Here is a 14,331-nt window from a genome sequence, read left to right on the forward strand (position 1 = left end):
CCCGCCGCCGCAGCGCCGGCCCCCGCGGCCGGAGACGGCGCCGCGCCGCCGGGCGAGCCAGCCGAGGCGCCGCCCCCTTCGCCGAACCAGCCGCGGCTCGACCGGGCCGTTCAGCTGCTGCGCGAGCGGGTCGGCGAAGATACGGTGATCGAGGCGTACATCAACGAGCCGAACGATCATCTGCCGACGCTGGTCCTCCATGGCGACCGATGGCCGGAGGCGGCACGGCTGTTCCGCACCCACGAGGAGCTGAACATCGACTACCTGCGCAACGTTGCCGGCGTCGACCACGAGACGTACATGGAAGTCGTGTACCATCTGCTCAGCCTGAACAGCGGCCACAACTACGCCGTCAAGGTGCGGGCCGACCGCGAGCGCCCGTCCGTCCCGTCCGTCACGCCGATCTGGGAGACGGCGAACTGGAACGAGCGGGAGATCTTCGACCTGCTCGGCATCGATTTTCCCGGACATCCCGATCTCAGGCGCATCATGATGTCCGACGATTGGGTCGGCCATCCGCTCCGCAAAGATTACGTTCCGCTCGATCCGGAGGTGTAAGCGATCGTGATCCGTACCGAAGAATTGCTGCTGAACGTCGGCCCCCAACATCCGAGCACCCATGGCGTATTCCGGATTATCGTCAAGCTGGACGGCGAGGTCATCACCGAAGCGACGCCGGTCATGGGTTACTTGCACCGAGGCACCGAGAAGCTGGCCGAAAACCTGAATTATACGCAGATCATCCCGTATACCGACCGCATGGACTACGTGTCCGCGATGACCAACAACTACGTGCTTGTGCACGCCGTCGAGAAGTTGATGGGCATCGAGATACCCGAGCGCGCCGAGTTTCTCCGCCTGATCGTCATGGAGATGCAGCGGGTGGCGAGCCATCTCGTTTGGTGGGGCACCTACCTGCTCGATATCGGGGCACTCAGTCCGTTCCTTTACGCCTTTAACGACCGGGAGCGCATTCTCTCCCTCTTCAACGAGTTGTGCGGCGCTCGCTTGACCTACAACTACATGCGCGTAGGCGGGGTCAAGTGGGATGCGCCCGAAGGTTGGATCGACAAAGTCAAAACGCTCGTGAAGGACATGTACGGCAAGCTGGATGAATATCATCGCCTCGTCAGCGACAACGAAATTTTCCTGGCGCGGATCAAAGGGGTCGGCAAGTACGACGCAGAGACCGCTATCGCGTACGGCCTGTCCGGGGCGAACCTGCGGTCGACGGGCGTGAAATGGGATTTGCGCAAGAACGAGCCCTACAGCCTGTACGACCGCTTCGAATTCGACGTCCCGGTCGGCCGGAACGGCGACTGTTATGACCGCTACCTCGTCCGCCTGGAGGAGCTCAGGCAAAGCCTGCGCATCCTGGAGCAGGCGCTGGCGCAGTTCCCCGGCGACGGCGAGACGATGGGCAAGGTGCCCCGCGTCATCCGGCCGCCCGCCGGCGAGATCTACGTCCGCATCGAATCCCCGCGCGGCGAGATTGGCTGCTACATCGTCTCGAAGGGCAAAGCGGAGCCTTTCCGGCTTAAATTCCGGCGCCCGTCGTTCGTCAATCTGCAGATTTTGCCCAAGCTGCTCGTCGGCGAAAACATGACGAATCTCGTGACCATACTCGGGGGCATCGATATCGTGCTCGGGGAGGTGGATTGCTGATGCAGCGGTTCTGGAACGATCCTATCAGCTGGGGACATGCGGGCATCTATCTGCTGGGCGCGATCGCGGTGCTCGCCGTCGTCATCCTGTTCGTGACGTACGCCATCTATTTCGAGCGCAAGGTGATCGGCTGGATGCAGTATCGCAGAGGGCCGAACCGCGTCGGTCCGCTCGGGCTGCTCCAGTCCGTCGTGGACGTCGCCAAGCTGCTGCTCAAGGAAGACACGATCCCAGCCAAAGCCGACAAAAAGCTGTTCATCCTCGCGCCGGTGCTGGCTTTCGTGCCGTCCTTTCTTGTCCTCGCCATCATCCCGTACGGCCTGAAGCTCCAATTCGCCGACGTGAACGTCGGCTTCCTGTACTACATCGCCCTGTCCGGCGTCACGACGATCGCGATCGTCATCGGCGGCTGGGCGTCGAACAACAAGTACGCCCTTCTCGGCGGGATGCGTTCGGCGGCGCAGATGATCAGCTACGAGGTGCCGCTCGTCATGTCGGTCGTGGGACTGACGATGATGACCGGAAGCCTCAACCTGCGAGACATCGTCGTGCATCAAGGCTCGTACTTCTGGCAGTGGAACTTTATCCCGCAGATCATCGGCTTCGTCGTCTTCGTCATTGCGGCGGTATCGGAGCTGAACCGCACGCCGTTCGACCTGCCGGAGGCCGAGTCGGAGCTGGTGGCCGGCTATCACGTCGAGTACAGCGGCTTCCGCTTCGCCTTCTTCATGCTGTCGGAGTACATTTACGTCTACGCGATCGCCTGTCTGGCGACGATCCTGTTTCTGGGCGGCTGGAATCCGCCGCTGCCGCAGCTGGACTTCATCCCCGGGCTGATCTGGTTCGCGCTCAAGTTCGCGTTCATCGTCTTTTTCCTGTTCTGGATTCGCGCGACGCTGCCGCGGCTGCGCGTCGACCAGCTCATGGGGCTGGCCTGGAAGGTGCTCCTCCCGCTGGCCATCCTGAACATTTTCCTCACGGCGCTCGGCATCGAACTATTCGGGAAGGGAGGCTGACGAGATGAAGGGCATGGGCATCGTGAAAGGGCTCGGCGTCACGCTGAAGACGCTGGGGTCCAAGAAAGTCACCTACAAATATCCGGACGTGCCGATCGAGATGCCGGACCGGTTCCGCGGGGTTCAATATTTCGAGCCGGATCTGTGCATCGTCTGCAACCAGTGCGCGCGCATTTGTCCGACGGACTGCATCACCCTGACCGGGAAGCCGAATCCCGATCCGGAAAAAAAGGGCAAGGTCATCGACACGTTCGACCTCAACTTCGAAATCTGCATTCTCTGCGACCTGTGCACCGAAGTGTGCCCGACGGAAGCGATCGTCATGACGAACAACTTCGAGCTGGCGGCGTACAGCCGCGACGAACTGTTCAAGGACCGCGACTGGCTGTACGAAAACAACGAAAACATCCGCAAAGACAACAACAATATCGGCGCTCCTCAGAAGGGGGGCGCGAAATAACCCTTGCTCAACTTCAACATCGATTTCAACGGCGAGTTTTTCGCGTTTTTCCTCCTGTCGGTTTGCGCGATCGTCGGCGCGGTGCTCGCGATCAACTTCGTCAAAGTGGTCCACATGGCGTTGTCGCTTGCCTTTACCTTCGTCTCGCTGGCCGGACTGTTCATTCTGCTCGAAGCCGAGTTCGTCGCGTTCGTCCAGGTGCTGCTCTACGTGGGCGCCGTGACGATCCTCATGATCTTCGGCATCATGATGACCAAGCATCAGGACGAGGAGAAGGCCGCGGGCCGGCCGCTGCTCGAGACGCTGGCCGCGATCGGGAGCCTCTGCCTGTTCGCCATCCTGTTCTACGCGATTCGGTCCTCGAGCTTTCCGGCGCCGGCGGAGCGGCTTCCCGACAACAATACGCTCGAGATCGGCAAGCTCCTTTATTCGACGTACGCGATTCCGTTCGAGCTCGTTTCGGTGCTGCTGACGGTCGCCTTCATCGGCGCGGTGGCGCTGGCCAAGAGAGAGGAGGAGGCCTGACCATGCTCTCGTCCTACCTGACGCTGGCCGCCGTACTGTTCTGCATCGGCTTTTACGGGGTCCTTACCAAGCGCAACGCCATCATCGTCCTGCTGTCGATCGAGCTGATGCTGAACGCCGTGAACCTGAACCTGGTCGCCTTCGCCAAGTACGGCGTGCATCCGGCGCTAACGGGGCAGATCTTCTCCCTGTTTACGATGACGGTCGCCGCCGCGGAGGCCGCGGTCGGCATCGCGGTGCTCATCGTGCTCTACCGGAGCCGGGCGACGGTCAATACGGACGAATTCGACGAGTTGAGGAGGTAACGGCATGGCAACGGTGTTCTCTCCATACGCCTGGCTCGTCCCCGCGTTTCCGCTCGTCGCCTTCGCCGTCCTGACGGGGTTCGGCCGTGCGATCGGCCGAATCGGCGCCTGGTTCGCGACCGGATGCACGCTGCTCTCGCTGGCTCTCTCGCTCGTGATCGCGATCGAGCGCATGGGCGGCACGGCCGAGGACTACCAGAACGGATATACCTGGCTCCGTATCGGCGACATGACGCTGCAGGCCGGCTTCGAGGTGACGAATCTGGCGGCGCTTATGCTCGTCGTGGTCACGCTCGTCGCCTTTCTCGTCAACCTGTATTCGCTCGGCTACATGAAGGGCGACGACCGACTCTCGGTCTTTTTCGCCTATGTGTCGCTGTTCACGTTCTCGATGCTGGGTCTCGTCCTGGCGGACAATTTGCTGTTGTTCTATATTTTCTGGGAGCTGGTCGGCGTTTGCTCGTTCCTGCTCGTCGGATTTTGGTTCCAGAAGCCGGAGGCCAAGGCCGCGGCCAAAAAGGCGTTTATCGTGACGCGGATCGGGGACGTCGGCCTCCTGATCGCGATCCTGCTGTTGTTCTGGTATATGCCGGGTCACTCGCTGGACTTCATCTCGCTGCACAACGTGTTCGACCCGCAAAACGGCACCACGATTTCGCTCGGAATCACGACCCTGATCGCGCTTCTCCTCTTCCTTGGCGCCGTCGGCAAATCGGGCCAGTTCCCGCTGCACGTCTGGTTGCCGGATGCGATGGAGGGGCCGACGCCGATCAGCGCGCTGATTCACGCGGCCACGATGGTGGCGGCGGGCGTCTTTCTCGTCGTACGGACGTTCGACGTGTTCGAGGCGTCGCAGGCGGCGATGACGACGGTCGCGATCATCGGGGCGTTCACGGCGATTTTCGCGGCCACGATCGGTCTGGCGCAGAACGACATCAAGCGAGTCCTTGCTTACTCGACGGTAAGCCAGCTCGGCTATATGATGCTCGCGCTCGGCGTCGGCGCAACTTCGGCGGCGATGTTCCATCTGTTCACCCACGCGTTTTTCAAGGCGCTGCTCTTCCTTGGCGCGGGGAGCGTCATTCATGCGGTACATACCCAGGATATCCGGGAGATGGGAGGGCTCGGCCGGAGGATGAAAATCACGGCCTGGACGTTCGGGATCGGCGCGCTGTCGCTCTCGGGCATTCCGCCGCTTGCCGGCTTTTGGTCCAAGGACGCGATTCTGTCCGCCGCGCTGGCGGACCGTCCGTGGCTGTTCGCGGTAGGGGCGGTCGCCGCCTTCTTCACGGCGCTTTACATGTCCCGGCTGTTTTTCCTCGTCTTTTTCGGCAAGCCGCGCGGCGAGCAAGGGGCGGAGGTGCGCGAATCGCCGGGCGTCATGACGTTTCCGCTCGTCGTGCTGGCCGTCCTGGCCGTCGTCGCCGGCTTTGCGAATACGCCCTGGAACGGCTGGCTCGGTGAATGGCTTACGGGCGTTCAAGAGCCCGAGCACGCCAGTGCGCTGGCAATCGTCGTGTCGGTTGCGGTAGGGCTGCTTGGGCTCTATATCGGCTGGCTCGTCTACGTCAAAGGCGTCATCCGCCGGGACGCCGTCTCTGCGCGGATGCCCGGCCTCGTCCGGCTGCTCGAGCGCAAGTACTACATCGATGAGCTGTACGCGGCAGCGTTCGTTCGGCCGCTGCGCGCGCTCGGCGAGGCGCTGGCCGCGTTTGACGCGTTTGTCGTGGACGGCACGGTGCGGCTCGTCGGCGCGGCGGCCCACGGCATCGGCAAGCTCAATTCCCGGCTGCAGAACGGCCAACTGCAGACTTACGGCCTAGCCGGACTTCTTGCGCTTGTCGTGCTGGTCTTGGCGCTCGCCGGAAGGAGGTTCTGGTAATGCTCAAGGACATTCCGGCGTTGACGCTCATCGCCCTGATCCCGCTCGCAGGCGCGCTGCTGACGCTGCTCCTGCCGGGCCGCCGAAGTACCTGGCCGCGGGGGGTGGCGCTCGTCGCCACGGCGATCCCGCTCCTCCTGTCCGTTTGGCTGTTCGCCGAATACGATCCGCTCGTCGGCGGCGCTGCGTTCGCGGAGCATTTTACGTGGCTGTCGATTCCGCTGAACGCCGAAGCCTGGGGCCCCGAGTCGGGCGTCGCTTCTTACCGGCTGATCTTCGATTACCGGCTCGGCATCGACGGCCTCTCGCTGCCGCTCGTCCTGCTGACGGGCGTCGTGGCGCTGATGGCCGCGTTCGCATCCGTCCATATCCGCAAGCGCTGGAAGACGTATTACTCGCTGTTCCTGCTGCTGCAGACGGGCATGTACGGCGTGTTCCTAGCGCGGGATCTGACGCTGTTCTTTATTTTCTTCGAGCTGACGCTGATCCCGATGTTTTTCCTGATCGGCATCTGGGGCTATTTCGGCCGCGAGAAGGCGGCAAACCGTTTTCTCGTCTACAATGGCCTGGGCTCCGCGTTCATGCTGCTTGCGTTTTTGATCCTGATCGCCACGCTCGGCTTCACGGCTGAAGCGACGTCCGGGGGCAGCGTCTTCTCGTTTACGGGCAACTACGAGGTACTGCTTGCGCATCTGGGCGATCCGAACGCGCCGGCGAACGTCGCGCAGCCGGGCAACGCCATGTACCTGTCGGCGTCTCTCAAATGGACGGCCTTTATCCTGCTGCTCGTCGCCTTCGGAATCAAGCTGCCCATTTTCCCGTTCCATACATGGATGCTCAAGGTCCATGCGGAGGCTCCACCGTCCGTCGTCATGATCCATTCGGGCGTTTTGCTGAAGATGGGGGTCTACGGCCTCATTCGCTTCGCCGCGTTCCTGCTGCCGGAGCAGCTGCACGCCTGGGCGCCCGTGCTTGCGACGCTAGGCGTCGTCAACATCTTGTACGGGGCCGTCCTGGCCTGCGTGCAGCAGGAGTTCAAGCTTGTGCTCGCTTACTCCAGCATCAGCCACATGGGCATCGTCCTCCTGGGCATCGCCTCGCTGAACGAAATCGGCCTGCAGGGCGCCGTCTACCAGGCGGTCTCTCACGGCCTCATCTCCGCGCTGCTGTTTCTCGTCGTTGGGACGCTGTACGAACGGACGGGAACGACCAAGCTCGAGGAGCTTGGCGGATTGGCGCGCAGCGTGCCGTTTACGGCGGGGATCCTGCTGATGGCCGGGCTGGCTTCCTTGGGGCTCCCCGGTCTGTCGGGCTTCGTCGGCGAGCTGTTGAGCTTCCTTGGGTTGTTCGGCTCGATGAAGGCGCTGACCGCGATAGGCGCGCTAGGCATCCTCTTGGCGGCGGTGTACGTGCTTCGCAGCGTGCTGGGCATCACGTTCGGACCGATGCCCGAACGGTTCATCGGCATGAAGGACGCCCGATTCGTCGAGGCGCTGCCGATGGTGACGCTGGCCGCCGTCATTCTGGTGCTGGGCGTGTATCCGTCGCTCCTGACGGATCTGATGCAGCACGGCTTCGACGGCCTGCTCAAACAACTATCGATGAAGGCGGGGGGCTGAGCCGTGAACACACTGCAATGGACGGATACGTGGTACCTCGCCCCCGAGATCGCACTGGCCGCCTTTACGATTGTGCTCGCCGTCCTCGACTTGCTCCTGCCCAAACGGGTCGACCGGGACGCGATCGGCTGGCTCTCGCTGCTGGGTCTGGCGGTTGCCGGCGTTTTCGTCGGGTGGCGCATGTACGATCTGTACGACGGGGGCGCGCCGCAGAGCCTGCTCGGCGGAAGCTACCGCGTGGACGACTTCGGCAACCTGCTGAAGCTGGCGTTCCTCGCCGCGTCCTTCCTGATCGTGCTCGCCTCGCTCGGGACGGTCCGCCGTTCCGAAGTGCCGATCAAGGGCGAATTTTACTACCTGACGCTGCCCGCCGTACTCGGCGCCATGGTCATGGCTTCCTCCGGCGATCTGATCACGCTGTTCGTCGGGCTGGAGCTGCTGAGCATCACATCGTACGTGCTGGTCGCGGCGCGAAAATCGAGCGGGCTGTCGAGCGAAGCCGCGTTTAAATACTACGTCACGGGAGGCACCGCTTCGGCCTTCATCCTGTACGGCATGTCGTTTCTGTACGGGGTGACCGGCTCGACGAGCCTGGCCGCGATCGGGAAAGGAATCGGACCCGCGCTGACCGATTACCGGGCCATGGTGTACGTCGCCTTTTTCCTGATGATCGCGGGCTTCGCGATCAAGCTGGCCCTGGCGCCTTTCCACGCTTGGTCGCCCGACGTCTACCAGGGCGCGCCGACGCCGATCACCTCCTTCCTGGCCGTGGTCGCGAAGGCGGCCGCCTTCGCGATGCTCTACCGAATCTTTGTGAATACGGCAATGTACGCCACCGACCAGACGTTGGGCGGCGCCGTACGGGACGACCTGTTCCTGGCCCTCGCGGTCTTGGCGGCGGCCGCGATGATCGTCGGCACCACGGGCGCGCTCCGGCAGCATCACGCCAAGCGGCTGCTCGCCCTGTCCGGGGTAGCCAACGCCGGGGTCCTTCTGGTGCCGCTCGCGCTGGATCTGACCAATTTGCACGCTTCGTTGTTCTCGGAATTTTTCTACTACCTGATCGCATACCTATTCATGAACGTCGGTGCGTTCGCCGTCCTGACCGCCGTATCGGCGGAGCGGGGAGACGAGGAGGTGGCCGCGTTCGCGGGGCTTTACCACCGGGCGCCCTGGACGGCCGGGGCGATGACGGTGCTGCTATGCTCGCTGGCGGGATTGCCCGTGACGGGCGGCTTCTTCGGCAAGCTGTTCATTCTGTTCGGCGCCGTACAGACGCGGGCGTACTGGCTTGCGGCCATTCTGCTTGCGACCACGGTCGTCGCCTATTACGTGTACTTCACGTTTATCCGGCAAATGTACATGCGCAGCGGGAGCACGGACCAGCGGCTGCGGATTCCGGTTCCGGCAGGTATCGTCATCTGGGCGAGCGTACTGGCGACGCTGGCGCTTGGGGTACTGCCGAAGCCGATCATGGAGGGGCTCGACCGCGTCTTTTCGATCGTGTCCGATTTCCTGTTCCAACTGTCTTAGAAAAGGGTGAAGGGATGAAGGCCGGTGCGCTGCCGGAGAGGCGGCGGCCGGCTTTCGAGCGTCTCGGAAAGGAATGGCTGTGCCGATTCGTTCGTCATACAGAACTATAAGTTAGTTTTACCCTTTCCATTTCTGTATGACCTCCGATAAAAACGTGCCGCCGTCCGGGAAGACGGCAAGCCGTTTTTACTTGGCGAAGATCCGCCAGATTGCGACTAAAGGCCTCTTTTTGGTAAGGAAAGAAGGGAAATCGTGTCGAAAATCGAATTTTTAAGGAATGAAGGCATGCGCACGCGTTCGATTTGGCTCCCTTGTGTTGCCGATCCGTTTAAATGTGGGTACATACTCATAACTTCACCATAACGGCCTGGGACGTGGCGACAATGAAAGTGGAACCAAACAAGTTAAGAACGGCGGCGCGCAGAGTGCTGCTCGGCCTTTTGCCTTGCCTGATCGCGACGGTTGTACCGTCTCCGCCCGTAGGGACGGAAGAGCCGAGGAACGCTCCTGCGCTCGAAGCTTTCGCTCAAGCCGAAGCTTCGCAGCCGGCCTCGGCCGCGGCGGCTCGCGATCCCGCCTTCCTCGAAACGATCGGCATTCCGGACGCCTGGAAGCAGCTTCAGCGCGACGTGACGGGGACCATCGCCATCGTAGATACGGGCATCGACCTGAAGCACCCGGCGCTCTCCGGCTTGCTGACGGACGGCGTTAATCTGCTGAGCGAAGGCAAGCCGCCGCAGGACGACAACGGTCACGGCACGGCTGTGGCGGGCGTAATTGCCGCCATCGCCCGAGCGGCCGAAACGTCCGGCGGGGCGGCGGCCTGGCAGGCCAAGCTGATGCCGATCAAGGCGTTGGACCGCAACGGCGAGGGAGACGAAGATCATCTCGCCCGTGGAATCCGCTACGCGATCGATCACGGCGCGGACATCGTCGTCCTTTCGCTGGGCTTGAGGCGGGACGCACCGCAGATGCGCGAGGTCGTGCGCCTGGCGGAGTCGAAGGGCGTCCTGCTCGTCGCGGCGAGCGGCAACGACGCCGCAACGTTCGGCGGCAAGGCGGCCGTCCAGTATCCGGCGGCGTACCCGACGGTGCTGTCGGTGGCCGGGGCCGACGGGCGCAAGGCGCAGGGCAACTCGACGGGCGGGCCGGAGATCGATCTGGCGGCGGCCTGGCAGGTGGATACGCTGGCGCCGGGAGGCGGCGCGACCGTCACCTCCGGCACCTCGATGGCCGCGCCCCAAGCCGCCGGCGCGCTCGCCCTGCTGAGGGCCGTGCATCCCGACTGGAAGCCCGTGCAGCTGCGAGAGACGATGCGGCGGACGGCGGAGGACATCTCCGCCAAGGGATGGGACCGCGCCACCGGCTACGGCCTGCTCCGGGCCGATCTCGCCGTCGCCGCCTCCGAAGCCGCGGATTGGCGCGAGCCGAACGGCTCGCGGGCCAGCGCATCGCCGTTCCCGATCGGGACGGAGGTGCTGGCCGCCTGGTCGGGGGCGGACGACGCGGACTTCTACTTCGTCGACGTTCCGTACGACGGGCGGCTATCCGCCCAAGCGACGACGCTCGCCGGCAAGGCCGGGAAGCTGCGCCCTTCGCTCGCGCTCTACGCGGAAAGCGGCGGCAAAGCGCTCCCGAACGTCGGCTCCGGCGCGCTCAAGGCCGAGTGGAAAGTTGCGAAAGGCAAATACTACATGAAGGCCGAAGGATCGTCGGAGGGCGAACCGCTGACGTACCGGCTGGAGTCCGGCTTCCGCATGGCTCCGGACGCCATGGAGCCAAACAACTCGGCGCTCGCCGCCTACACGCTGGCTCCCCGAAGCCAGCGGTGGACCGGCACATTCGACACGCCGGGCGACGAGGATTGGACGGTCGTCACGCTGCCGCGTGCCGGCACCTTGAAGATCGTCGTCAACCCCGACACCACCCGGATCGATCCGGCGGTGACGGTGCGTCTGGCGACCGATGCCAAGGCGCAGGAGACGGACGAGAACGGAGACGGAGAACCGGAAACGGTGACGCTGAAAGACGTCAAAGCCGGCAAGTACTACATACGAATCCGCAACGCCGTCTCCGACCGCCCGGAACCCGTGATAGGGACCTATACGGTGCGAATGGAATATAGTACTCCGTATGAGGATCCCAACGAGCCGAATGACGGGCCGCTCACGGCGACGTCGCTCTCTCTTCAGGCGGGAGCTTCGGCGAAAGGGCTCATCGACGAGGACGGGGACGAAGACTGGTTCCGATTCACCTTGACGAAGCAAGAGCAGCTTCGGATCCGGCTCACCGGCATTCCCGAAGGGACGTCCGCGACGCTGACGCTGCTCGACAAGCAGCTGAATTCCCTCGATCTGTGGAGCAGCGATCCGGCCTCCTCCGGGGTTCAGGCAGCAAAATCGCTAGAGGCGGGTACGTACTACTTGAAGCTGGAGGCCGACCACGCGTTCCGGTCGCCGTATTACCAGCTGAGCGTGCAGCCGGCGGCGTCGCAGGCCGGCTTCCGGGATACGGCAGGGCATTGGGCGGAAGGCGAGATCGCCGCCGTCGCCAAGAAGGGCTGGATGACGGGGACGGCGGCGGAGACGTTCGCCCCGGATCGCAAGATCACCCGCGCCGAAGCGATCGCTACGCTCGTGCGGGCGGCGCCGCCGGCTTCCGGGCGACCGGCCAGGATGCGGTTCGCGGACGTGAGCGCCGGTCATTGGGCTTACGGCGCGATTGCGGAGGCGGATGCCGCCGGATGGCTGAACCGCTACGACAGCGGCAAGCTTCAGCCCGAGCGGCTGCTGACCCGGGCGGAGGCGGCGTACCAGCTCGTCAAGGCGAAAGGGTGGCAGGCGGCTCTGGCCGATCGCAGGCGCTTCTCGGACGTGCCGAAATCGCACTGGGCCGCGGCGGAGATCGAGACGCTGGCGGGCAAAGGCTGGATCTCGGGCTACGCGGATGGCACCTTTGGACCAGAGCGCACGATCACGCGCGCGGAATGGGCGGTCCTGCTGGCCAGGCTGCTGTAGCAAGGAAGGAGAACCGACCCGTTCATGGATAGCATATACAACTCGGTGGGATGGAACGGCTTGTTTTCCATCTTCATCACGCTAGGATTCGTAGCCGTCTGCTGGGTTTTGCTGCAGGATGTCAAATGGGATCAATTCATTCGGCATCCGCGCAGCCCGCGCGCTCGGCTTCTGCAGCTGTTCCTGGCCATTGTGCTGGGAAGGCTGATTGCCGGTTTCGTCCTCGATTACTGGAATTGGACGACGGCGCTCAAATGGTTGTTCGTGTCCCAATGACCCCCGTTGCGAAAGTCGAATAACGTCGCATCGAAATGCCAACAATGGGTCATAAGGCGAAAAAGCACTCGCCAGGCGTAGAAAGCTGGCGAACAAGACCGGAAAACTTGTCAAAAGATGCCGCTTGTGCCAAACCGATGGGCAATGGTATGATGAAATTTGGGTTTTTCGGGACCGGCATCGGCGAAGTACAACGGTTACCGAAAATGATTCTACACCCGCGGAGGGAACCACCCATGAGCAAAATCATCGTCCGCGGCGGCCGTCCCTTGTCAGGGACCGTCCGCGTAAACGGCGCCAAAAATTCCGTCCTACCGATCCTTGCCGCGGCCTTGCTGGCCGAGGAGGGATCCTGCGTCATTCATGACGTGCCCGCCCTGGACGATGTAACGAATATTTTGCAGGTGCTTGGAGCGCTGGGGGTTCGCGCGCAGCAGCAGGGGTCCCGGGTGTCGCTGTCGTCGGATCGGCTGATCTCGCATGAAGCGCCGTACGAATTGGTCCGCAAAATGCGGGCATCCTTCCTGGTGATGGGTCCGCTGCTGTCTCGCTTGGGGCAGGTGAAGATCTCGCTGCCGGGCGGCTGCGCCATCGGCACGCGACCGATCGACCAGCACCTGAAGGGCTTCGAGGCAATGGGCGCCGAGATCGGCTTCGGCCAGGGAGCCATCGAAGCGCGCGTGAACGGACGCTTGCGGGGCGCCCGGATTTATCTGGACGTCGCCAGCGTCGGCGCGACCGAAAATATTATGATGGCCGCCGCTACGGCCGACGGAACGACGATCCTCGAGAATGCCGCCAAGGAGCCCGAGATCGTCGATCTGGCCAACTTCCTGAACGCGATGGGCGCCAAGGTCCGCGGGGCCGGCACCGGCGTCATCCGGATCGAAGGCGTGGATCGCCTGAAGGGCGTGGCGCATACGGTCATTCCCGACCGGGTTGAAGCGGGTACTTATATGATTGCGGCCGCCGTTACAGGCGGTGACGTGTACGTAGAAGGCGCCATCCGAGACCATCTGGGTCCGGTCGTCGCCAAGCTGGAGGAAATGGGTGCGGTCGTCGCCTGCGACGAAAACGGCATTCGTGTCTCCGCACCTAAGCCACTGCGTGCGGTCGATGTCAAGACGCTGCCGTATCCGGGCTTCCCGACCGACATGCAGGCGCAAATGATGGCGCTCCTGCTCCGTACGGAAGGCACGAGCATCGTGACCGAAACGGTGTTCGAGAACCGGTACATGCACGTGGAGGAGCTCGCCAAGATGGGGGCCGAGATCAAGGTGGACGGCCGGACGGCCATCATCTCCGGCGGCTCTCGTCTCGTCGGCGCACAGGTGTGCGCGACGGATCTGCGCGCGGGCGCGGCGCTGATCTGCGCCGGTCTGGTCGCCGACGGCGTCACCGAAGTGACCGGCGTGCATCACATCGACCGGGGCTATATGGACATCGTCGGCAAGCTCGCCGCGCTGGGCGCCGACGTTTACCGCGCGCCGACGGCGGAAGAAGTGCTCGCCGAAGCCGCCGAGCAGGCGGTCGTCGTCCGCCGTCCGGTCGCCGTGATCGAGGAGCGTCCGCTCGCCGACGTCGCCATGCTGCGCGTGCAGCCTACGCTCGCCTAACGTCCCGGCATTTATACTCCATAGCGTTGCAATCCGGCCTCCGGCGCCTTGGCGCGGGGGCTTTTTGCATGGCCGGTGCCCCGTCTGGCGGCGAACGGCGGCTTGCGGAAAGCCGAACGATGCGGTACCGTCGACCGGCGGTTGTGGTAGGGCCAAACGATACGTACCGTCGACCGGCATGTTGTAGTAGGGCCAAACGATTCGCACCGTCGACCGACGATGGGGAAGGGCCGAACGATACGCGTCGTCGACTGCCTCTTTGTAAGCTGGCTGGCCCGGTCTACCCCCTCAGCTCGAACCGTCCGATGGACAATCCTTCCTCTTCTAAACCTCCGACGTCTTTTGGCGACAAATAGTTGCAATCGTAGTTACTACTTAGGTCACTGAATAAAACTTCCACATAAGGGGTAATGGAAA

Annotated in this window: 12 protein-coding genes; all 12 read left to right on the forward strand. The window is 63.2% G+C overall.

Annotated features, from left to right (window positions below):
- A partial coding sequence (locus tag LKX83_RS31010; protein WP_227887009.1) for an NADH-quinone oxidoreductase subunit C occupies nucleotides 1-558 on the forward strand: 558 nt, incomplete at its 5' end.
- A 6-nt stretch (nucleotides 559-564) separates the two neighbouring features.
- Nucleotides 565-1,665: an NADH-quinone oxidoreductase subunit D gene (locus LKX83_RS31015; protein ID WP_227887011.1), complete on the forward strand. Its 1,101-nt coding sequence runs from the start codon at nucleotides 565-567 to the stop codon at nucleotides 1,663-1,665.
- The gene (nuoH, locus tag LKX83_RS31020) at nucleotides 1,665-2,681 is read left to right on the forward strand and encodes an NADH-quinone oxidoreductase subunit NuoH (RefSeq protein ID WP_227887012.1); all 1,017 of its coding nucleotides are present in this window, start codon (nucleotides 1,665-1,667) and stop codon (nucleotides 2,679-2,681) included. The genes LKX83_RS31015 and nuoH overlap by 1 nt, the downstream gene beginning before the upstream one ends.
- A 4-nt stretch (nucleotides 2,682-2,685) precedes the next feature.
- A complete protein-coding gene (gene nuoI, locus LKX83_RS31025) occupies nucleotides 2,686-3,141 on the forward strand; it encodes an NADH-quinone oxidoreductase subunit NuoI (protein WP_227887014.1) in 456 nt (151 codons plus the stop codon).
- Between the two features lie 3 nt (nucleotides 3,142-3,144).
- A complete protein-coding gene (locus LKX83_RS31030; protein ID WP_227887016.1) occupies nucleotides 3,145-3,666 on the forward strand; it encodes an NADH-quinone oxidoreductase subunit J in 522 nt (173 codons plus the stop codon).
- Nucleotides 3,667-3,668: 2 nt separating this feature from the next.
- Nucleotides 3,669-3,971, forward strand: a complete 303-nt coding sequence (gene nuoK / locus LKX83_RS31035; protein WP_370639162.1) for an NADH-quinone oxidoreductase subunit NuoK — start codon at nucleotides 3,669-3,671, stop codon at nucleotides 3,969-3,971.
- Nucleotides 3,972-3,975: 4 nt separating this feature from the next.
- The gene (nuoL, locus tag LKX83_RS31040) at nucleotides 3,976-5,853 is read left to right on the forward strand and encodes an NADH-quinone oxidoreductase subunit L (protein WP_227887018.1); all 1,878 of its coding nucleotides are present in this window, start codon (nucleotides 3,976-3,978) and stop codon (nucleotides 5,851-5,853) included.
- The gene (locus LKX83_RS31045; protein WP_227887020.1) at nucleotides 5,853-7,472 is read left to right on the forward strand and encodes a complex I subunit 4 family protein; all 1,620 of its coding nucleotides are present in this window, start codon (nucleotides 5,853-5,855) and stop codon (nucleotides 7,470-7,472) included. Before nuoL ends, LKX83_RS31045 begins: the two co-directional genes overlap by 1 nt.
- 3 nt (nucleotides 7,473-7,475) lie before the next feature.
- A complete protein-coding gene (locus LKX83_RS31050) occupies nucleotides 7,476-9,005 on the forward strand; it encodes an NADH-quinone oxidoreductase subunit N (RefSeq protein WP_227887021.1) in 1,530 nt (509 codons plus the stop codon).
- 383 nt (nucleotides 9,006-9,388) lie between these two features.
- Nucleotides 9,389-12,022, forward strand: coding sequence for a S8 family serine peptidase (locus LKX83_RS31055; RefSeq protein WP_227887024.1), 2,634 nt, complete (start codon nucleotides 9,389-9,391; stop codon nucleotides 12,020-12,022).
- A gap of 24 nt (nucleotides 12,023-12,046) precedes the next feature.
- Complete coding sequence (locus tag LKX83_RS31060) at nucleotides 12,047-12,298, forward strand: DUF1146 family protein (RefSeq protein WP_227887026.1); 252 nt, start codon at nucleotides 12,047-12,049, stop codon at nucleotides 12,296-12,298.
- A 236-nt stretch (nucleotides 12,299-12,534) separates the two neighbouring features.
- Nucleotides 12,535-13,914, forward strand: coding sequence for a UDP-N-acetylglucosamine 1-carboxyvinyltransferase (murA, locus tag LKX83_RS31065; RefSeq protein WP_227887028.1), 1,380 nt, complete (start codon nucleotides 12,535-12,537; stop codon nucleotides 13,912-13,914).
- The last annotated feature ends 417 nt before the right edge of the window (nucleotides 13,915-14,331 follow it).

The sequence above is a fragment of the Cohnella baijiui genome (genome assembly GCF_020731285.1).
GTDB lineage: Bacteria > Bacillota > Bacilli > Paenibacillales > Paenibacillaceae > Cohnella.

What these genes read in the sequence shown, in the direction of transcription:
- nuoH (WP_227887012.1), top strand. Translation starts at nt 1,665, where the DNA reads ATGCAGCGGTTCTGGAACGATCCTATCAGCTGGGGACATGCGGGCATC.
- nuoI (WP_227887014.1), top strand. Translation starts at nt 2,686, where the DNA reads ATGAAGGGCATGGGCATCGTGAAAGGGCTCGGCGTCACGCTGAAGACG.
- nuoK (WP_370639162.1), top strand. Translation starts at nt 3,669, where the DNA reads ATGCTCTCGTCCTACCTGACGCTGGCCGCCGTACTGTTCTGCATCGGC.
- nuoL (WP_227887018.1), top strand. Translation starts at nt 3,976, where the DNA reads ATGGCAACGGTGTTCTCTCCATACGCCTGGCTCGTCCCCGCGTTTCCG.
- LKX83_RS31045 (WP_227887020.1), top strand. Translation starts at nt 5,853, where the DNA reads ATGCTCAAGGACATTCCGGCGTTGACGCTCATCGCCCTGATCCCGCTC.
- LKX83_RS31055 (WP_227887024.1), top strand. Translation starts at nt 9,389, where the DNA reads ATGAAAGTGGAACCAAACAAGTTAAGAACGGCGGCGCGCAGAGTGCTG.
- LKX83_RS31060 (WP_227887026.1), top strand. Translation starts at nt 12,047, where the DNA reads ATGGATAGCATATACAACTCGGTGGGATGGAACGGCTTGTTTTCCATC.
- murA (WP_227887028.1), top strand. Translation starts at nt 12,535, where the DNA reads ATGAGCAAAATCATCGTCCGCGGCGGCCGTCCCTTGTCAGGGACCGTC.